Raw genomic sequence first — 20,870 nt, 5'->3', positions numbered from 1 at the left:
AACACCAGTGTACACTACTAAGAAATTGAAGCCCAACAGAAAAAAGGAGACATTATGACGGTGGATACAGGATGGAACTTTGACAACAGCTATGCGAGACTGCCGGAAGCATTGTTTACACGAATCAAGCCAACGCCAGTCCGTTTACCGAAGCTGATCATTGTTAATAATCCGCTGGCGGTAGCCCTGGGGCTGAACAGTCCAGGGCTGCGCGGCGATAATGGCACTGCAGTTTTTGCAGGCAATGAAGTTCCCGAAGGGGCAGAGCCGCTTGCTCAAGCTTATGCAGGCCACCAGTTCGGGCATTTTACGATGCTGGGTGACGGCAGAGCAGTGCTGATTGGCGAGCAAATCACTCCACAGGGGATGCGGGTTGACATTCAGCTCAAAGGGGCAGGCAGGACGCCATACTCCCGGCGGGGGGATGGCCGGGCTGCTCTAGGGCCAATGCTCCGCGAATACTTGATTAGTGAAGCCATGCATGGGCTTGGCATTCCAACGACCCGCAGTCTGGCCGTAGCCGCCACCGGTGAGTTGGTAATCCGGGAAACCGAGCAGCCGGGGGCTGTCCTCACCCGGGTGGCTGCCAGCCATCTGCGGGTCGGGACCTTTCAATACGCTGCCGCAAGAGGCGTTACAGGGGAGCTCAAGGCCCTGGCAGATTACACTTTGCAAAGACATTATCCGGAAGCTGAAGGTACAGCTAACCGTTATCTTTCCCTGCTGCACGAAGTGATTAAACGTCAGGCAGCTCTGATTGCCAAATGGCAGCTCGCCGGCTTTGTTCACGGGGTAATGAACACCGACAACATGGCCCTAAGCGGAGAAACCATCGATTATGGTCCATGCGCCTTTTTGGACACCTATAATCTTGATACTGTATTCAGCTCTATTGACCGAGAGGGGCGGTATGCCTATGGCAATCAGCCTAATATTGCTGCCTGGAATCTGGCCAGGTTTGCTGAAACTCTTCTGCCGCTGCTTCATGACGACGAGTCGCAGGCGGTCCAACTGGCAGAGGAGGCAATCTCCGATTATACAGAGCTGTATCACGAGAACTGGCTAGCGGGAATGAGGGCGAAACTGGGAATTTTTAACGAAGAACAGCAGGATGAATCTTTGATTGAGGAACTTCTTGGCATGATGCAGAAGCATCGCGCGGATTATACCAATACCTTCAGAGCTCTAACTTTGGGCAAAACTGAAGAAATGGTGCTGTTTGGCACTGAGGAATTTGCCGGCTGGCAGAAGCAGTGGGAGGCTAGATTGGGCAGACAGGAACAATCGCAAGACGCCTCCAGGCAGCTGATGCGCAGCAGCAATCCGGCCCTGATCCCCCGTAACCACCGGGTAGAGGAGGCCCTGGAAGCAGCGATAAAACGTGACGACTACAGTGTGATGGAGCGGTTTCTTGAGGTGCTTTCGAACCCCTATGCCTACTCCCCAGAACAGGAGGAGTACTCAACACTGCCTGAGAGTTGCTCCAGTCCTTACCGTACCTTCTGCGGTACCTGATTTTTTGGAAACCTTGAACAGCAAGCCGTTCCTCGGGTTATTTTAATGGCCGTTTGGGGCGGATTCTCTATTTGGAAAGTATCGAGGGGAGAGCAGTATAAATCTGATACATCATTTATTAGGCAACAAAGAAGGCTGGGTCTACATGTTGACGTGCCTAAAGGGTTACCAGGAATTTGGCGTTACTAAGCTGAGGGCAGGATTAGTATAAGTGCGGTGCTTTGTTTTTATTTTTAAAACCTGTCTGGAGTTGTGGCGCTTTAGCCTTTATAATATGACGAGATACTGTATAAAGGAAAAGGTGTTTAACTCATGAGTATACTAAATGTAGAACGGCTGAGTCACGGTTTTGGAGACCGGGCGATATTCAGCGATGTATCCTTTCGCCTGCTAAAGGGTGAACATATCGGCCTGATCGGCGCGAACGGTGAAGGGAAATCCACCTTCATGAACATCATTACGGGCAAGCTCCAGCCGGACGAAGGCAAAGTCGAATGGGCAAAACGTATGCGGGCGGGCTACTTGGACCAGCATGCGGTGCTGACGAAGGGACAATCGATTCGCGATGTTCTGCGCGGGGCGTTTCAATATCTCTTCGATATGGAGCAAGAAATGAACGACATGTACGGCAGAATGGGAGATGTGTCCCCAGAGGAACTGGAACAGCTGCTGGAGGATGTCGGAACGATTCAGGACACACTGACAAGCCAGGATTTCTATATGATCGACGCCAAAATCGACGAAACTGCCCGCGGGCTGGGCCTTACGGATATCGGTTTGGATAAGGATGTGCATGATCTCAGCGGCGGGCAACGGACCAAGGTGCTGCTGGCCAAACTGCTGCTGGAGAAACCCGACATCCTGCTGCTTGACGAACCTACGAACTATCTCGATGAACAGCATATCGTATGGCTGAAGCGCTATTTACAGGAATACGAGAATGCCTTCATTTTGATTTCTCATGACATTCCTTTCCTGAACAGCGTGATCAACCTGATCTACCATATGGAAAATCAATCGCTGACGCGTTATGTGGGGGATTATGAGTATTTCCAGCAAGTGTACGAGGCGAAAAAGTCGCAGCTCGAATCAGCCTTTAAACGTCAGCAGCAGGAAATTGCCGATCTGAAGGACTTCGTTGCGCGGAACAAAGCCAGCGTGGCTACGCGGAACATGGCGATGTCCCGGCAGAAAAAGCTGGACAAGATGGAGGTCATCGAGCTCGCCAGGGAAAAACCGAAGCCGCAATTCAACTTCAAGGCCGCGCGCACTTCCGGCAAGCTGATCTTTGAAACCAAAGATCTCGTCATCGGCTACGATTCTCCGCTGTCCAGGCCTCTGAACCTGCAAATGGAGCGGGGACAAAAAATTGCGCTTGTCGGTGCCAACGGGATCGGTAAGACCACGCTGCTGCGCAGTATTCTCGGCCAAATTCCGGCGGTTTCAGGTTCAGCCAGACTTGGCGACCTGCTGGAAATCGGCTATTTCGAGCAGGAAATCAAGGGAACGAACTACAATACCTGTATTGAAGAGATCTGGACGGAGTTCCCTTCCTATACCCAGTTTGAAATCCGGGCAGCACTGGCCAAATGCGGTCTGACGACCCAGCATATTGAGAGCAAGATTGCGGTCTTGAGCGGCGGCGAGAAAGCCAAAGTCCGTCTGTGCAAACTCATCAACCGCGAGACAAATCTGCTGGTGCTGGACGAACCGACCAACCATCTTGATGTGGATGCGAAGGATGAGCTGCAGCGTGCGCTCCAAGCGTATAAGGGCAGCATTCTGCTGATCTCCCATGAACCCGAATTCTACCGCGATATCGTGACCGAAACGTGGAACTGCGAATCGTGGACTACGAAAGTGTTTTAACGGCTGGCAACAAGGCTGGTCTGAACAGTGGCCCGTAAGAGGAAAGCTTAAACAAGTGGCCCTCTTACGGGTTATTTGTGTTGAGTTGGAGTATGGGTGCAGCACATGCCCAAAATGTGCCCTCCGCTTTGAATGAATTGCACTAATTGTTGGGGTGCCTCACCCTCTTGCCGCTATGCTATAGTAGATGTTAAAAGATAGGCCAAAAATATCTGGCCGGATATAAAGCAAAGAGTGCAGGGGGAACTTTTATGGAAGTACATAATCAGGAAACGTCTGTAAATCATTCTAAAAGGAGTGCGGTCAATATCATTATTGACGGTATCTCCGGAATCTTTCTTCCAATTGTCAATATTCTGAGTGCGGCGGGTATTATGAAAGGGCTTTTGGCCGGTGCAGCGGCGTTGAAGCTGCTCAGTACAACAGAGGATACATATATTGTGCTGAATGCGATGGCGGATAGTCTGTTCTACTATCTTCCTATTCTTCTGGCGTATACAGCAGCCCGTAAATTCAAGGCCAATCCTTTTACCGCCGTTGTGATCGCCGGGGTGCTGCTGTACCCGGGTCTGACCACCCGGTTTGCAGACCATGAGTCGATAAGGTTTCTCGGCATGGACGTGACATCCGTCAATTATCCGGCGAGTGCCATCCCCATCATTCTCGCAGTAGGCTTGCTGGTGTATGTCGAACGAATCTGCGTCAAAGTGTTGCCCGAGGTCATTCGGGAATTCTTCACTCCCTTGATCTCGATAGTTGTGGTGTCATCTGCGACGCTGCTGGTGTTCGGGCCGGTGGGCTCACTTGCCGGGAACGTACTCGCCCAAGGTTACAGTCTGGTGTACCATTTCAGTCCGGTAGGAGCGGGAATCGTTCTGGGTGCAATTATTCAGCCGATGGTTATCTTTGGCTTGCACTGGAGTCTGGTGCCGTTGGCGATCAACAATATCAACTTAAGCGGTTCGGATACCATTCTGGCCCTGATGGGCCCGGCTGCCTTCGCGCAGGCGGGGGCTGCGCTCGCGGTTTTCTTCAGAGCCAAAGACAAGAAGTTCAAAACCCTAAGCTTATCCGCCTCCATCTCCGCTTTGTTCGGAGTCACCGAGCCTGCGATGTTCGGTGTGAACCTGCCAATGCGCAAGCCGATGATTGCCGTCTGCTGTGCCGGAGCTATCGGCGGCGGAATGGCCGGGATGTTTGGCTCGTCTGCGATCTCTTTCGCTTTTCCGGGACTGGCAACCTTGCCCGCTTACCTGGGAGACGGGTTCGGCGGCTTCCTGATCGCCTGCACGGCAGGATTCCTAATCGCGCTGATTGCGACGCTGTTCGTGAAGCTGGAGCCTGAACTTGGACGGATGCAAACACCAAGTAAATGAATGAAGACTCATATAGCTCTGGATTCAGATAGCAAGGATGTCCAGCCCGCTGCCCAAATGCTCGATCTGGCTGTTGACGGATATGAGTCAGAGATGACTGCCATTCATAAAGCTGATCGGTTCCGAAAAAAAGTTTGCGTCAAAACCTTTGCCATGATCAACACTCCTTGTGTTGGATAATGTGCTCACAAGGAGAATAGCATACGACTGAAATTATGGTATCCGTATCCTATGGCGCATTCGAGGGAGGACACGCCTTTTTTTTGCGAGGACACGCAAAATGTTCGATCATTTCCTGTAAAAGATATTATGAGATAACATTTACAAGCTTGCTCTCAGCATCTACCATGAGGGTATGACTCTGCAGCCCTTCTCGAATGGCTTTGATCGGGTGGAACAAGTGGATAACGGGCAGCATGGTAAAAAGCGCAGTGTGCGGCAAAAGGCTTGCCTTAGAGTTTACTCTAAGGAATAAACTGCTTTAGGAAGGAAAACATCACAACGGGAAAGTGAGGAACAGTCTAATGAAAATTGTGAAGCTTGGAAATACGGGGTTGGATGTCTCCCGGCTGTGCCTGGGCTGTATGAGCTTTGGTGAAGCAGACCGATGGGTCCATCCCTGGGTACTGGATGAAGAGCGCAGCCGTATTATTATCAAGCAAGCCCTTGAACTGGGTATCAATTTCTTTGATACGGCGAATGTATATTCAGATGGAACGAGCGAGGAAATTGTGGGGCGGGCTTTGAAGGATTATGCCCATCGGGATGAAATTGTCCTGGCGACGAAAGTACATTTCCGTATGCACCAAGGCCCCAATGGCGCCGGGCTGTCCCGGAAGGCAATCATGAGTGAAATCGATAAAAGCTTAAAGCGGCTGGGAACCGATTATGTGGATCTGTACCAAATTCACCGCTGGGATTACCATACGCCGATCGAAGAGACGATGGAAGCTTTGCATGATGTGGTGAAGGCCGGGAAGGCCAGATACATTGGGGCTTCAGCCATGTTCGCATGGCAGTTCCTGAAGGCACTGCATGTCGCTGAGAACCATGGATGGACCCGGTTCGTATCGATGCAGAATCATTTAAACCTCTTATACCGTGAAGAGGAGAGGGAGATGCTCCCGCTGTGCAAGGAAGAAAAAATCGCTGTGATTCCCTATAGTCCGCTGGCCTCAGGCAGATTGACGCGTGACTGGTCCGAAACCACACACCGCTCCGAGACGGACCAGGTTCAGAAATCCAAATACGATGCAACGGCCCATACTGACCGCCTGATCGCAGAACAGGTTGCAGCAATCGCCGAACAACGCGGCGTTCCCCGCGCTCAAATTGCCCTAGCCTGGTTATTGCAAAAAGAACCCGTGACCGCTCCCATCATCGGTGCGACCAAAAGCTCCCATCTCGAAGATGCAGCCGCCGCCCTGTCCATTACACTAACACCTGAAGAAATTGCTTCACTGGAAGAGCCGTATGTCCCTCATCCGGTGGTGGGTGCTGAGGTTGTGAAGTGAGGAAGAGAGTTCCGAAATAAGATTTCAGATGAGCAGCCTGATAGGCTGCTTTTTCTATGTGATAATAAAAAATGTTAGTGATTATATCGCTAAAATGCAATAGCACTGCATTTTGATCAAGAATGCTACAGCAGACGTACACTGCGTCCGAGAGCTTTCATTAGCTATACAAAGGAGGAGAAGCATGGCAAGTATATTGGAAAGCTTGTTCTGTGGAAACATCAAACCAGACGAAGGTCTACACCCTAAACATTCCGAATACTACGACCTTACCAAAGGATTTCTTCATTAATTGAAGCTTATCACAAGAAGCTATTCACCGGAAAAGTACGATGAGTTGGAAGAGTTAATTGATCTGTTGGGGCAAAGTACATGTATTCTGCTGCCGTATATACGGAAGGGTTCCGGCTGGTGGCGCTGATGATGATTGAGGTGATGAGGGTGGAAGGACGGGGATGTTGGAGTTTAGGGGGAAGGGACTTGAAAGCTCATGCTGTGACTAGATCTTGAAGGAAATATGATATCATCATAGAAAAGATTGTAGTAGATATTTGAAGGATAAAACAAATATAATTTCCTCATGTTAGATAAGTCTGGATTTAGCGGAGGTGTGTTTTAATGGATCAAATCACGGCACAACGTTACTTGTATTATTTTATTAAGAATAAGAAGGACGAGCACTCTATCCTAGCATTTGAGCAATGGGTGTACGATCATGATGAAATGGAAGTGATTTTTGGTGAGAAGGAATACTTCGAACTCATCTCAAGAGACTATAAGGATAAATTGGCATTTCACGAAATAGACAAGCAAATCAGAAGATTGATCCATTTCGGTCTGTTTGAGCATGAACGAATCATCTTAATTTTAGATGATCTCTTAACGAATGAAGATGCAATAGAGCAATTGGAAACGTTGGAAACATTGTACGATGAATATTGCGACGGCTACAACTTTCTGAGGTATATTGCTTTAACCTATATTACAACTTCTGACGAATACAAGGAGATTCTCAAAAAAGACCATTCGAAATTTCAAAGTTACATGGACAGCATAAGGAAAGAGGCAGCCAGATTGCTCGGGTTCTTGAGAAGTAAAGAGATCCTTATAGATGACGAACATGAATATACGGATAACCGGGCTGAGAAAGACAGGATTGAATGGCATAGTATAAACGTGATGTTAGGGGCACAGTAGATTTAACAATTAGCAGAAGCCGACAAAATTTTAGGGATAATAATCATGTTTTATTAGTCGCAGCTACCCTGGTAAGAAAAGTTGTGTTCGCTAGAATACTTTCGCTTTAAAAGTAGTTGATTTATTTAAATTTTTATAGATGGTTGAGTAGATCTCATACAGTTCCAAATTACTGATGTTCCTAATTTCTTGCTGCAGATTATGTTCAATAATTTTTTTAATATCCTGTAGATATTGATCCTGTTTATTTTTTTTACAGAATTCCAGAATAACATTTTTGTTGATTTTTACTTCGACCAGTTTAATTTTCGGGTTTTCGTTTATGATATTTTTTAGAATATTAAGGACTTTTTCAAGAGAATAATAGGAGATTTTGAGGTCAGTCTCTAATCTTTTGTTTTTACGATCTTTATAGCTTTGGATGACTGTATCAAAAATGATAAAGGTCAAAGTTGCCTCTCTAAGTGCAGGGAGTAATCCCTTCACTGTCACCAAATAATCTTCATATGATAAATCGGACACCAGTCTTTTCATTTGAGGATAAAAGGCATCTGAAACAAGATTATATGTAAATGCATCTATAACCAGAAAGATATACAGTAATCCAGCTCCTAAATAAATCCTATTTCTGTATTTAAACAATAGATAGTAAACCATAATGATTCCCAAGGCTGTAAGGTACAGATTGGCATTCATCAAATTGTCGTCCAAATCGCTTATCTTTTTCATATAAGCTATAACATGGTCTACGGTGAGATTATTTTTTTTTAAATAAAGCATATATTCATTATTTGACTCTAATGTATGTCTTAAGGAATCCTCCTTTTTTAGTACAGCAGAGAAAAGATCCTGCGGTCTTTTGAAGACTTGACTCCCTACAATACTTTCTAACATAGAGCTTACTTCGATTTCTTGACCCATAGCTCCCTTGAAAAAGATATCCTCTGTGTATTTACCATCGGTGGCATATCTATAATATGCATTTGGCTCCAGCCAACTTATCACTTGAAAACTACACATATACAGTAAAAATGCTATTGGAAGATAAACATACATTAGTAATAGAGCAAATATTGTTTTTACGGGATGCTTCATAGCAGTACACCTTCTTTTCATATTTGATCCGAGCATGTATGATCGTGAGCGCCTGCTCTAGTATAAAATAACGGAAGTTTTATACAAATTATTAATACTTTAATAAAAGTAAATGAATTACATATGAGCAGGGTAGTGATGTATGGATTGGTAAAAAGAGTGCAGAACTGCTGCGCGAAGCCGGTTTGGCAATGCGCCGAAGCTTCCTTCGCTGCATAATATGTTTTTCTTGCTGGCCTATAGCCAGACCTACAACCAGCCGAAAGCGCCCGCTCCCTTTACCTTAACAACAAGGCACATCCTTTACCAGGAGTGTCTTTTTTGTTGTCCATCAAGGCTTGACACTTCCGCAGAGCAGCATTATAGTGTGTTGCAATACCAACATACCGATAGGGTGAGTGAATGAAAACAAATTTCGACTCAAGTCAGCCCATATTTCAACAAATCGCCGAAATGATTGAGGATGACATTCTGAACGGAACCTACCAGGAAGATGATCAGATTATCTCAATGGCGCAATTCGCAAGCACCTTTCAAATTAATCCGGCTACGGCTGTGAAAGGCATCGGGTTACTCGTGAACGAGGGAATTCTATACAAGAAAAGAGGGCTGGGTATGTATGTTGCCAAAGGGGCAAAGCAAACGATAATGGGCAAACGGCGAAGCCGGTTTTATGATGAAATGGTCCTGAAATTGCTCGAAGAGGCGGAGAAGCTGGGAATGACCAATGAGGATGTTATTGAAATGATTAAAGAACGGACAGGGGCTGATCGAAAGTGAGTGTGATTCTTGAATGCTCGGGCCTGAACAAAAGCTATGGTAAAAAAGAGGCTGTCCGCCATTTGAATATGACGCTGGAAGAGAATACGATTTACGGCCTGCTCGGCCCTAATGGAGCCGGAAAAACAACGCTGCTTAACATGTTAACTGGAGGCATTTTTCCTGACTCCGGCCGGATTGAAGCTTCGGGTTCACGATTGGATCAGGGCGGAATGCCGCCGGAGACTTGTTATATCAGGGAGAAAAATCTGTACTGGAGAGGGGCCAGAGTTAAAGAGATTCTGCAGTTTGCTTCCGCATTTCATCCCCATTGGGATTGGTCGTTTACGGAAGAGCTGCTCAACACCTTCAAGCTTGATCCCAGCACAAAAATCCGACAGCTCTCCAGAGGGATGGAGTCCCTTGTCGGTAATATTATTGGCCTCGCAAGCCGGGCCCGGTTAACTATTTATGATGAGCCCATGCTTGGACTTGACGTGCTGATCCGGGAGAAGTTTTATAGAATTCTGGTGGAGGATTATGCAAATTATCCAAGAACGATTGTGCTGTCGACCCATTTAATTGACGAGATCGCGAAGGTTGTTGAACGTGTCTACATTATGGACGCCGGAACAATCTTGCTGCATGACGATGTGGACCATATCCGCAGCTATTCCCATGTTCTAACGGGCAGTTCTGAAGCCGTACAACAATTCACTAGCGACAAACAAGTAATTTATAACGAAACCTACGGGAAAGGTACTCTTTCCGCCATTTATGGCGCACTCGGGGATAAAGACAGAACTCAGGCGAATAAGCTGGGCCTCACGATCGAAGGGCTTACACTTCAGAAGTTTTTTTCGTATCTGGTCGAAGGAGGTCGCCGCATTGAATAAGTTAATAGTCATGCTGAAAGCATCCTTTCTGCAGCTTAAGCTGTATCTCTATGTCATTCTGGGTGTTGTTGCTGTAAGTGTTCTGTCAAACATAATCGTAAGCCTGTCAATAGGTCCCGGTGAGAACCGGCAAGTCTCCGCCGCCAATGTTCTTACTGTGTTTCTGATTTTCGTCGGCAGTATTTTGCCGCTACAGCTTTTCAAAAGGATGGTTAATTTAGGAGCAACCCGCAAGGATTATTACTATGGAATATTGGTGGTGTATGTTTTGTCTGCCGCTTTTTTTGCGGTGCTTAATACGGTATGGTTTCAGATGGAAAATTCCTTTATCCGCAGCTACGAGACTACATATAATATTCTTGAGATTTTTGGCTGGAGTCAATTCGGTATAACCGGCATGCTGATTTACCAATTCGGAGCATACATGCTGCTCTTGTCACTGTTAAGCCTTTTATTCTCGGGTATACGCCATGTGTTGGGGTGGGTGATCTGGGTGGTTATCCTAGCTGCCATTCCGGTCTTTACATCGATTGCGCCACTCCGGCATAAATTAGCCAACGGATTAATGGTGCTGCTCTCCAATGATTCGCTGCTGGCTGGTTTTGGGCTGACCTTCCTGATAGCGTGTGTACTTCTGGCTGGCGGATGGTGGTTTACGGCAAAACGGCCGATATTTTAAGAGGCCTTGCCAGCTTTTTCATGTCTTGGGCGAATTTACGCTCAGGACATTTTTTATTTGGTTTCACAATATGGGGTGGTTGGATGTGTGTTGACATTTTTTTGGCGTGGTATTATAGTATGCTACAAGACTAACATACCGATATGGTTCAACTGCCGTCCTGTTTGTACAACGGGGGATTTCACCCAAGGAAGGGGGCGTGGGAGCTGGTTTTTGTTAAGCAACATGAATCGGATTATTCTGAATAGTCAAGAGGAGGGAATTTCATGAAGATAATATTTTCGGTCTTATTGGCCAGCAGCATAATGCTAACCTCTTCAACCGCCTTTGCGCAGGAGCTGAACAGCCCGTTGCACAAGAAGGCAGATGAAATTGCCAATACTTTGGTCACTCAATATGGTGAGACGAGCGTACAATATGCACTTATGGATAATGGAAAAATCATTTTATCAGGAAATAAGGGCGTCTACGCTAAAGATAGCAGCCGGCCGGTCACCAAAGATACCATGTACGGGGTCGGTTCAGTTAGCAAAATGTATGCCGCCGCAGCCGTGATGATGCTGGTTGACCGTGGCAAACTGAATTTAGATGAGCCTTATGTAAAGTATGTGGCGGATTTTAAAATGGCAGATGAGCGGTACAAGCAGATCACGCCCCGGATGTTGTTAAACCATTCATCAGGGATCAATGGCACAAGCTACGGGAACACCTTTTTATTTGATGATATCAACCCGGACTTACAGGAAGATGTACTTGCCAGTCTGCGAACCCAGACCCTGAAAGCCAATCCCGGTGAATTTTCGGTATACACCAACGATGGCTTCACGCTGCTGGAAATTCTGGTGGCGCGATTAAGCGGCATGAGTTATTCCGAATTTATCGCAAAAAACCTTAGTGAACCTTTAGGTCTTCAACATACGAAGACGCCTATGGATGAGTTCGACCGGACAGACCTTGCCAGAGCCTACCTGCCGAACTATGAGGGGGCGTTGCCCACGGACACTATAAGTGCAGTTGGAACGGGCGGCATTTATTCAACCGCCGAAGATATGCTCAAAGTAGAAGAAGTATTAATGGGTACAACAGATTTGCTGTCTGAGAAATCGGCCAAGGCCATGTTAAATCCAGAATATAAAAATGGAATTTGGCCGTCAGACGGCGAGGAGAACTTTTTTGCCTATGGACTTGGCTGGGATAGCGTGAAATTGTCCCCGTTTGGAGAATACAATATCCAGGCAGCATTTAAAGGCGGCGACTCAGTTTTATTTAAAGCTGCTATGATCGTACTTCCACAGTATAATATTTCTGTAGCAGTGGCCTCTTCTGGCGGCTCGTCTATTGTTAACAGTATGCTGGGAACCGGGATTTTGCAGGAATACCTCAAAGAAAAAGGCATAATCAAAGAAATTAAACCGGATAAGATCTTCACTCCTCCTGTAAAAGTGCAAATGCCGGACAGCATGAACCAATACAACGGTGTCTATGCGGCTGCATCGGATAGCCCTAAGGAAATTGAGATCAAAGATGGAGAAATCGATATGCCTTTGATCTTTGGCGGGTTCATTCCGGCACAGAAATATGTGTATGTGGGGGACGGCTATTTTAAAAGTGCAGACGGAACCGTTACCTTAAGTTTTGACAAGCAGATCAACGGCATCACTTATATCAAGGCCAGCGCTTATCTGAACTTTCCAGGACTGGGTCAAAGCCTCTTTACATTCTATGATTCGCAAAAGGTAGAACCGGTCCACCTGGACAAAGCGGTGTCAGATGCATGGTCAGAGAGAGTGGGCCAAGACTATTTGCCCCTTACGGAGAGACCAAGCTCAGAAGTCCTGTTTGTTCCTTTGATACCCAGCAAATTATGGATTGATGTGAACAACGGGTACGTTGCCGGAAGTAAAATAATCGATCAAAACCATGCTATAAACGCTGTACAAATTCCGGTATCCTCGGGCAGAGATACGACGAATTTGAAGTTTTATAAGGAAAACAATGCGGAATACCTCCAAATGTATAATATGAGTTTTATTAAAAAAGCCGATACCCCGTCAATCTACAGCGGGGAGGCATCCTCGACGGTCATACAGGCCAATGGTTTTGCCCGTTGGTATCAAATTAGCGGGGAAGCGGCCAACAAAACCATAACCGTTAAATTGCCTCCAAACGCCAGCTTTGCAGTTTATGACGAAAACAATACATGTGTAAGTTTTTCAACCGTTAACGGGCAGAACACCTCTAAACTTCCGGTGAACGGATATATAGGATTTTTTGGCAAGGCATCTGACGTATTTTTGATTACATTGAAGTAATAGTGTTAATTAGGATTTTAACTAAACCCCGCCAGTGTGAATAATTATTCCAAGAAGCTTCTGCTGATTTTTGGCGGGAGTTTTTTGTTTATATGGCTGGAGCAGCTTTCGGTGTACACTGAGAAGGCTATTTTGAAGCTGCACGGAATTGGCCCATCATCCATGCCGAAGCTCAGACAAGCATTGGCGGAAGAGGGCCTGGCTATTAAAAAAGCTGATTCTTGATATTTAATAATCTGGTAGACAAAAGGACACGTGTATGAATAAATATGAGGGCATTGGAATCAGTGCCATAAAATACGCAGTATTGAATTTGATTCTTATATTTAATAATCTTCTGTTACTGGCTTCGGGTCCATATGGGGGAGGGACAGGAGGGTTCTTCAATGATCTGGGGGTGAAGGTCTTAAATCTGAATGCAGATTTTCTAATCTACCTCATATATTTCTTTATTCTCTTTGCTGTATGTTTCTTGCCGATATAGATCCAAATTCTCATCTAGTGAGGTCTCGATTATTTTTTCATAAATTTTACAGTGACGCATTGCGGTATCTTTATTAGTAATCTCTCCTTTAGCGTTTGATCGCCTGCTTGTCAGGTTATTATCTTAATTGGTTTACTAGTTGCATTATTCTACAACATATGATATTTTGTGTAAAAATAACATACTATGTTAAAGTTCGTCTGCAATCTCTTTAAATTCAGAAAGCGCTTACAAATACTATGAAAGGAGAAAAATGAATGCGGGAAAAAATCATAATCATTGATGATGATACTGAAACTCGCAGGTTCTTGGTTCAATCCTTAATAGAGCATGGATATGAAGCTGTTGGATATACTCACAGCGGACAAGCAGCGGTCAGCTACATTCATTCTCACGATCCTGATTTAATAATTCTTGACGGGGCGGGCGGCTTGAACATATGCACGGAATTACGCAAATTCAGCGATAAACCAGTGCTTTTTACAAGTCACCATTCCGAAGATTATCTCAGGATTGAAGCCTTGAACCGGGGGGCAGATGAGTTTATTGCCAAACCCTCCAGCTTTGAAGGATTACTCGCCCGAATCAGAGCACACCTCCGTAGGTATAAACAGGCTTTTCCAGTTAATCAACGTCATTTGATACTTTATCCAAATCTGCAGATTGATCCAACTACCCACTCAGTAATGGCCTATGGCAAGGAAGTCTCTTTATCTTCTAAAGAATTCCGACTCCTTGTTGTTCTGGCAAAGAACCCGAACCGCGTATTCCACACCGAAACCTTATATGATCTTATTTGGAAAGACATGAAGCAAGGGGACATACGAACCGTCATGGTTCATATTTATAACTTGCGGCAAAAAATCGAGAAAAACCCGAGTGAACCGCTATTTATCCATACTGTCAGAGGTGCTGGTTATAAATTTAACGGATCGGTTTCACTAATGATGGAATCCATGGATGCGTAATATTAAACATCGCTGATCGAATAATATGACTTTTCATAAAATCTTATTTCATTACTTTAACTAGATTTTAACACAAGTTGGTAAGATGGATTTAAATGCAAACGATTGCAATCCGCAAAGACCAGCTTTTTTAGTCGTATATCGCTTGCTGGTTTACGGATCCCGTCACTCGTTTCATACCAAAAGGTACAGGAGGAGAATAAGCTAATGGTAGAAAAGGGTTGCAAAGTTTTACTAAGCATGATGCTGCTCTGCTCAATGCTATGGAGTGTTGTGGTATTGCCAGCGGGCCAAGCAACAGCGGCCACAGTGACCCCGGCCGCAGCGCCTGCAGCAAGCAGCAGCGCGCCGGTTAATGACGGCCAGCAGCAGGAAGCAAGCCCATTCAGCTGGGATAATGCAAACGTTTACTTCGTGATGACAGACCGTTTCAATAACGGTAATACCAGCAATGACGGCGCTTATGGCAGACCTAAGACAGATGCCTGGGGCTCGGATGTGGGTACATTCCACGGCGGAGATATTAAAGGTCTGACCAAGAAGCTGGAAGAAGGCTACTTCACGGATCTGGGTACGAATGCAATTTGGATTACAGCTCCTTGGGAACAAATGCACGGCTGGGTAGGCGGTAAGGACGGTGACTTTGCCCACTATGGCTACCATGGCTACTATGGACTTGACTTTACTGAAATGGACAAGAGCATAGGTACCATTGATGAAATGCGCGAGTTCGTTGACCTCGCTCACGCCCAAGGAATCCGTGTGGTCCTGGACGTAGTTATGAACCATGTCGCTTATCCGACACTTGTGGATATGGCGGAATACGGATACGGTGACCGCGGCGGACTCGCCGGCAACTGGATTCCGGACAAAGGCCAAGGCCAAAACTGGCACACGCACAATAACATTATGAATACGAATAATTCCAGTGCATGGGCTTCCTGGTGGGGCAGCAGCTGGATTCGTGCCAACAATATTGCAGGTTACGATCAATGCGGCGGCAACGATCAGACGCTGTGTGTAGGGTTCCTGCCAGATATCAAGACCGAATCTACTAGCGTCACCGGTTTGCCGCCGGTACTGAAAACGAAGTTCAACAAAGAAACGAGCGGTTACGACAACTGGATCGTTCCGGCTGCCAAGCAATACCGCAAAGATCTGAACGTTGCCCCTAAGGATTATATGATCAAATGGCTGTCCTCATGGGTCGAAGAGTTCGGAATTGATGGTTTCCGTATTGATACTGCAAAGCATGTTCAAGCAGACAAATGGAAAGAACTCAAGACAAGCGCAAGTAGCGCGCTTGCGAAATGGAGACAGAACAACCCAACGAAACCTGGAGCAGATTGGACTGATAACTTCTGGATGACCGGGGAAGTTTGGGGTCATGGCCTCGGAAGAACCGGCACTTATTTCGATAACGGATTTGATTCCCTAATCAACTTCTCCTTCCAAAGCGCAAATATGAGCGATCTGGAAGGCCTCTTCTCCCGATATGCAAGTGAATTAAACGGGGATCTGCCTAACTATAATATGATCAGCTATCTTTCTTCTCACGATAAAGGGTTGTACAACCGTGGAAACTTGGTTCAAGCAGGTACCGCGCTTCTGCTACTTCCGGGCGGAGTGCAGACTTACTATGGAGATGAAACGGCAAGACCGTTTGGGGCTACCGGCTCTGACCCGAATCAGGGTTCGCGTTCATTCATGAACTGGAGCAGCCTTAACCAAGGTGTTCTGTCACACTGGCAGAAGATTGGACAATTCAGAAACAACCACATTGCCGTAGGTGCAGGAACTCATATGAAAATTGCAGACAGTCCGTATACGTTCTCACGCACCTATGAGAAGGGGGATGTTCTGGATAAAGTAGTTGTGGCTACAGGTGCCTCGGGAACTGTAGATGTAAATGTATCCGGCATCTTCCCGGATGGCACTACTGTACGCGATGCTTACACGAAGAACGAAGGGGTTGTAAGCGGAGGCAAGGCCAAGTTTACCGCAGGAACCAACGGCGTTATTCTGATTGAAAATGTTGGCGTAAACAAGAAGTTCCCGGTTCTGACTGCTTCACCAGCAGGCGGTAAATTCAAAACCGAAACTACCACTGTAAAGCTGTCGATCAAGAATGCGGACAGCGGCAAGTACACGCTGGATGGCAGTGATCCCATTAACGGAACTGCGTTTACCAATGGAACAACAATCAAGATTGGTGCAGACATGGCCATTAATGACACGAAAACGCTGAAGATGTATGCTGCGAATGAAAATGGCGAAGGTACTGCCTCGTACGAGTTCACGAAGGGCGATCCTAACGCTAAGCTGGAAGTCTACTTCAAGAAACCGTCCGGATGGGGAACACCATCCATCTACTTTTATGACACAGCACCAAAGGATAATGACCCAACCTGGGCTACAGCTCCAGCTATGACAAGCGCTGGCGGAGACTGGTATGTCTACAGCTTCGACAAGGCTGAACAAGCTAAGATTATATTTAAAGATACTACTGGCAAACAATTGCCTGCTCAGAACCAGGCTGGGTTCACCAGAACAGCAACAGGCTGGTATGACGGAAGTACTTGGACCGGTACAGATCCGCGTGTCGTGACTAAACCGACGGCTCCATCGAACCTGGCTAGTTCTGTAAAGACAGACAAGACAGTAACATTGACTTGGAATGCATCCACTGACAGCTCCGGAATTGCCGGATACGACGTATACCGCAACAATGCGAAGGCTGGTTCGTCAACAACAACAACTTATAAGGATACAGGCTTGACTGCAGAAACAACGTATACCTATAAAGTGATTGCCAGAAGCCAATCGGGCGGCACATCCGATCCAAGTAACGAGATCAGCGTTAAGACTTTGCCGTCTGGACAAGGCAATGACAACACCGCTACGATTTACTACAAAAAAGGATATGCAACTCCTTACATTCACTACCGCGCTGAAGGCGGCAACTGGACAGCCGCTCCTGGCGTGAAAATGGCGGATTCTGAAATTTCTGGATATGCTGTGTACACGATTGACCTGGGAACCTCGGCTACACGCGCAGAGGCAGCTTTCAACAATGGCAGCGGTCAATGGGACAGCAACAATCAGAAGAACTATTTCTTCAACAAAGGCGACAATACCTATGACGCAGGTAAAGTGACTGCCGGTAAACCGGGAACTCCAAATCAGGGCAATAAAGTTACCGTTTATTACAAAGAGGGCTGGACAAATGTTAACATTCATTACCGCGCCGAGGGGGGTACATGGACATCCGCTCCAGGCGTGAAGATGGAGAATGACTCGTTGAACCCTGGCTACAAAAAAATAACGGTTGATATTGGAACCGCCAGCCGTCTGGAAGCTTGCTTTAATAACGGAAGCAATATTTGGGACAGCAACGGTCAGAAGAACTACTTCTTCAACACAGGCGACAATATTTACATTCCTGGCAACAACAATGCTCCCGGACAAGTGAAGCTTGGGGAGAAGCCTGCCGGTTCCGATACGAAGGCTCCTTCAATTCCAGCTAACCTGGCTGGCAATCTCAGCAGCGGAACTCCTAAGACGGTCACTTTGACTTGGAGTGCTTCTACTGACAATGTTGGCGTAGCAGATTATCAAATTACCCGTAAGGCTGGTACAGGCACGGAGACATTTACGGTGAATGCAACAACTTTCATCGACAGCACGGTGAAGGAAGGTACGATTTACAAGTACCAGGTTCGCGCCCGTGATGCTGCAAGTAATTTCTCCGCTAACAGCAATGAAGTAACCATTGAAGTACCGGGCGCTGGTGATACCATCGCACCTTCGGCGCCGACAAATGTAAAAGGTACAGCAACTGCTGCCAGTGTTGCCCTTCAGTGGACAGCTTCAACGGATAATGTGGCTGTAGCAGGTTACGACATCTATCGTGATGCAGTAAAAGTAGGAACATCCGCAACTCCTGCGTTCACGGACACCGGTTTGGCTGAAGAAACTTCGTATACCTACACGGTAAAAGCTTTCGATACTGCAAATAACTTCTCAGCAGCAAGCACTGAGCTTACAGTGGTGACATTGAAAGGAACGATCGTAATTCCTGGTGGAGACAAGCCATATTCCACTAACCCTTCATTTGGTAAACGCGTATCGACTCCAATTACAATTGATGGAACGAACAGTGGAGAATGGACAGATGACATGCTGATTGCTATTGACATGGCCGGTGATGATCCGCGTACGCTTGGCAGCAACTGGTCGCTTCATGAATCGCCAATGGATCTTAGCCATCTGTGGGCAGCTTGGGACAACGAGTTCCTGTATCTGGCTTGGCAGTATGTAGATGTTACAGACATCGTTGATCCTGCTAATGCTGGTTCTGCTGGCGGTACGCCAATCCGCTCCATGGATATGCCGCAGACAATTGCCATGGATACGATTCGTGGTGCTGGCGCAACACATGATATGTGGAAGAAGAATGGCAAACAGCCGCTCTGGGGCGGGCTGGATCTTCCTGATTATCAATTCAACATCGCTTCGAACATGTTCCACTCCGGTTATATTTCCAGAGCCGTAAACGGTGTTTTCCCTGTCGACGATGGTGGAGTAAACTATAAGACAGGGGCAGCAGCAGGTATTACGGTTAAATTTGCTAAAGGCAAAGGTTATACATCCCTGTGGGGCGTAAAAGATGCTGATGATGTTAATGATTCAAGCAAGCTTGTAAACTTCATGACGCTTAGCCACGATCCCAATCGTGACACTTTCTATGAAGCAAAAATTCTACTCAGCGCACTCGGAAATCCGGATATAGAGAACGCAGGTATCGGTGTAATGCTGCACCAAGGCGAGTACTCGCCGATGGATACCCTTCCTAATGATCCAGCGACTTCCGATTCGCCAGGGGTATCGGATTCGAACTCTCCTAAAGAGTGGGGCGACATTGATTTATTGACTGCTCCGTTCGCACGTATCGGCAAATAATCGCGGACGGCTATTATTGAATTACACATTCCCCGCAACAACACAAAGAGGTCTGCCAGTATTTTGGCTGACCTCTTTTCAATGAAAAACCGTCGTTGAACAACAAAAATATACATAATTTTTTGCACATTGATATTTCAATATGTATAAGTTTTAGGCAGAAAAAAAACTGTTCCGCAAGGTATCAAAGTCGGAAGTGACAATGGAAGTGTGATATTGGAAAGCTTGTTCTATGGCAACATCAGGCCTGACGAAAGCATACACCCTAAGGATTCCGAATACCACGAGCTTAACCTAAAGATTTCTTTGTTAATCAATGCCTCTCACAAGAAGCTGTCCCCGGAAGATTACGGTGAGTTAGAAAAGCCCCATTTGAAGTTGAATCCTTTTGGTTTCAAGTATTATCTAAAATTGGTATACTAATGATATTAACAGCTTTAAAGATATTTCCTGGTTTTCCCAAGGCCACAAGATTGAAGTAACAGTTAGCGGACATAACATACATATTGAGAACCCGCAGGTGGTTATTGATTCGATAGTTGAAATACTCAAAAAACAGAGAAAACGGGCCTATTAAGCTAAACACGATCTATTAAGGAATGAGCTGATCAGCGAAAGATGGATAAACAGCGGTTGATAAATATTTTTGATAGGCAAGCCACCCAATATGAGAATAAAAGAGAAGATCCCAAACAACAGCGCTGGCGGCAGAACCTTATAGGTCATGCTAAGGGCAATGTGCTTGAACTTGCAGTAGGCACAGGTGCTAATTTTCCGTTTTATCCTCCGGAAGTCAAGATTACTGCAGCGGACTTTAGTAAGGCAATGATAGACAAGGCACGGCAGGCAGCAAAGTACCATCATCTGAATGCCGAATTTATGTGTTCTGATATTGAGGAGATCAGCTTTTCCGATCAGTCGTTTGATACTATTGTTTCTACATTATCCTTTTGCAGCTATAAGAATCCGCTAAGGATGTTGGACAAAATCAACTGCTGGTGTAAACCGGACGGGAGAATCCTGTTCATGGAGCATGGGATCAGTTCTAACTTTATGGTATCTGTTTTGCAAAAAGCGCTTAATCCGCTGTTATATCGTGTTTATGGATGCCATCATACAAGAGATATAATGGGACTGATGCAAGAGTCACATGTGCAAATCGATAAAGTGGAAAGCCACTGGCTGAATATGGTTCATCTGATTTGGGCGAAACCGACAATAAATAACTAATAGTTAGGAGAATT

Annotated in this window: 14 protein-coding genes and 1 pseudogene; 14 read left to right on the top strand and 1 reads right to left on the bottom strand. The window is 46.1% G+C overall.

The annotated features are described in order from the left end of the window. Positions 1-54: 54 nt before the first annotated feature. The 5 genes from PGRAT_RS18650 (at position 55) to PGRAT_RS18625 (ending at position 7,471) form a co-directional block, all read left to right on the top strand. A complete protein-coding gene (locus PGRAT_RS18650) occupies positions 55-1,515 on the top strand; it encodes a protein adenylyltransferase SelO (protein ID WP_025707867.1) in 1,461 nt (486 codons plus the stop codon). A 312-nt stretch (positions 1,516-1,827) separates the two neighbouring features. Beyond that, positions 1,828-3,384 (top strand): ABC-F family ATP-binding cassette domain-containing protein, encoded by a 1,557-nt coding sequence (locus PGRAT_RS18645; protein WP_025707866.1) that lies wholly within the window; start codon positions 1,828-1,830, stop codon positions 3,382-3,384. A gap of 251 nt (positions 3,385-3,635) precedes the next feature. Then, positions 3,636-4,760: a PTS transporter subunit EIIC gene (locus PGRAT_RS18640; protein WP_025707865.1), complete on the top strand. Its 1,125-nt coding sequence runs from the start codon at positions 3,636-3,638 to the stop codon at positions 4,758-4,760. Positions 4,761-5,284: 524 nt separating this feature from the next. After that, positions 5,285-6,274 carry an aldo/keto reductase gene (locus PGRAT_RS18630; RefSeq protein WP_025707863.1) on the top strand — a complete coding sequence of 330 codons (990 nt, stop codon included), beginning with the start codon at positions 5,285-5,287 and terminating at the stop codon, positions 6,272-6,274. 618 nt (positions 6,275-6,892) lie between these two features. After that, positions 6,893-7,471, top strand: a complete 579-nt coding sequence (locus PGRAT_RS18625) for a hypothetical protein (RefSeq protein ID WP_025707862.1) — start codon at positions 6,893-6,895, stop codon at positions 7,469-7,471. A 90-nt stretch (positions 7,472-7,561) separates the two neighbouring features. Here the strand turns inward: PGRAT_RS18625 and PGRAT_RS18620 are convergent, their stop codons facing one another. Beyond that, positions 7,562-8,566: a hypothetical protein gene (locus PGRAT_RS18620; protein WP_025707861.1), complete on the bottom strand. Its 1,005-nt coding sequence runs from the start codon at positions 8,564-8,566 to the stop codon at positions 7,562-7,564. Positions 8,567-8,968: 402 nt separating this feature from the next. Between PGRAT_RS18620 and PGRAT_RS18615 the strand changes: the two genes are divergently transcribed. The 9 genes and pseudogenes from PGRAT_RS18615 (at position 8,969) to PGRAT_RS18570 (ending at position 20,856) form a co-directional block, all read left to right on the top strand. Continuing rightward, complete coding sequence (locus PGRAT_RS18615; protein WP_025707860.1) at positions 8,969-9,346, top strand: GntR family transcriptional regulator; 378 nt, start codon at positions 8,969-8,971, stop codon at positions 9,344-9,346. After that, positions 9,343-10,221 carry an ABC transporter ATP-binding protein gene (locus PGRAT_RS18610; RefSeq protein ID WP_025707859.1) on the top strand — a complete coding sequence of 293 codons (879 nt, stop codon included), beginning with the start codon at positions 9,343-9,345 and terminating at the stop codon, positions 10,219-10,221. The genes PGRAT_RS18615 and PGRAT_RS18610 overlap by 4 nt, the downstream gene beginning before the upstream one ends. Further along, positions 10,214-10,900, top strand: coding sequence for a hypothetical protein (locus tag PGRAT_RS18605; RefSeq protein ID WP_025707858.1), 687 nt, complete (start codon positions 10,214-10,216; stop codon positions 10,898-10,900). The genes PGRAT_RS18610 and PGRAT_RS18605 overlap by 8 nt, the downstream gene beginning before the upstream one ends. A gap of 266 nt (positions 10,901-11,166) precedes the next feature. Beyond that, a complete protein-coding gene (locus tag PGRAT_RS18600) occupies positions 11,167-13,212 on the top strand; it encodes a serine hydrolase domain-containing protein (RefSeq protein WP_025707857.1) in 2,046 nt (681 codons plus the stop codon). Positions 13,213-13,308: 96 nt separating this feature from the next. After that, a pseudogene (locus tag PGRAT_RS35060) lies at positions 13,309-13,437 on the top strand (helix-hairpin-helix domain-containing protein); the annotation flags it as partial. 516 nt (positions 13,438-13,953) lie between these two features. Continuing rightward, a complete protein-coding gene (locus tag PGRAT_RS18585; protein WP_025707854.1) occupies positions 13,954-14,664 on the top strand; it encodes a response regulator transcription factor in 711 nt (236 codons plus the stop codon). Positions 14,665-14,871: 207 nt separating this feature from the next. After that, complete coding sequence (locus tag PGRAT_RS34410; RefSeq protein ID WP_025707853.1) at positions 14,872-19,626, top strand: carbohydrate binding domain-containing protein; 4,755 nt, start codon at positions 14,872-14,874, stop codon at positions 19,624-19,626. A 210-nt stretch (positions 19,627-19,836) separates the two neighbouring features. Next, positions 19,837-20,049 (top strand): DUF6809 family protein, encoded by a 213-nt coding sequence (locus PGRAT_RS34800; RefSeq protein ID WP_025707852.1) that lies wholly within the window; start codon positions 19,837-19,839, stop codon positions 20,047-20,049. A gap of 195 nt (positions 20,050-20,244) precedes the next feature. Further along, complete coding sequence (locus PGRAT_RS18570) at positions 20,245-20,856, top strand: class I SAM-dependent methyltransferase (protein ID WP_025707851.1); 612 nt, start codon at positions 20,245-20,247, stop codon at positions 20,854-20,856. Positions 20,857-20,870 lie beyond the last annotated feature (14 nt).

Origin of the sequence: Paenibacillus graminis (genome assembly GCF_000758705.1) — a bacterium.
Lineage (GTDB): Bacteria > Bacillota > Bacilli > Paenibacillales > Paenibacillaceae > Paenibacillus_AQ > Paenibacillus_AQ graminis.
This window is presented reverse-complemented; position numbering and strand designations above follow the sequence as displayed.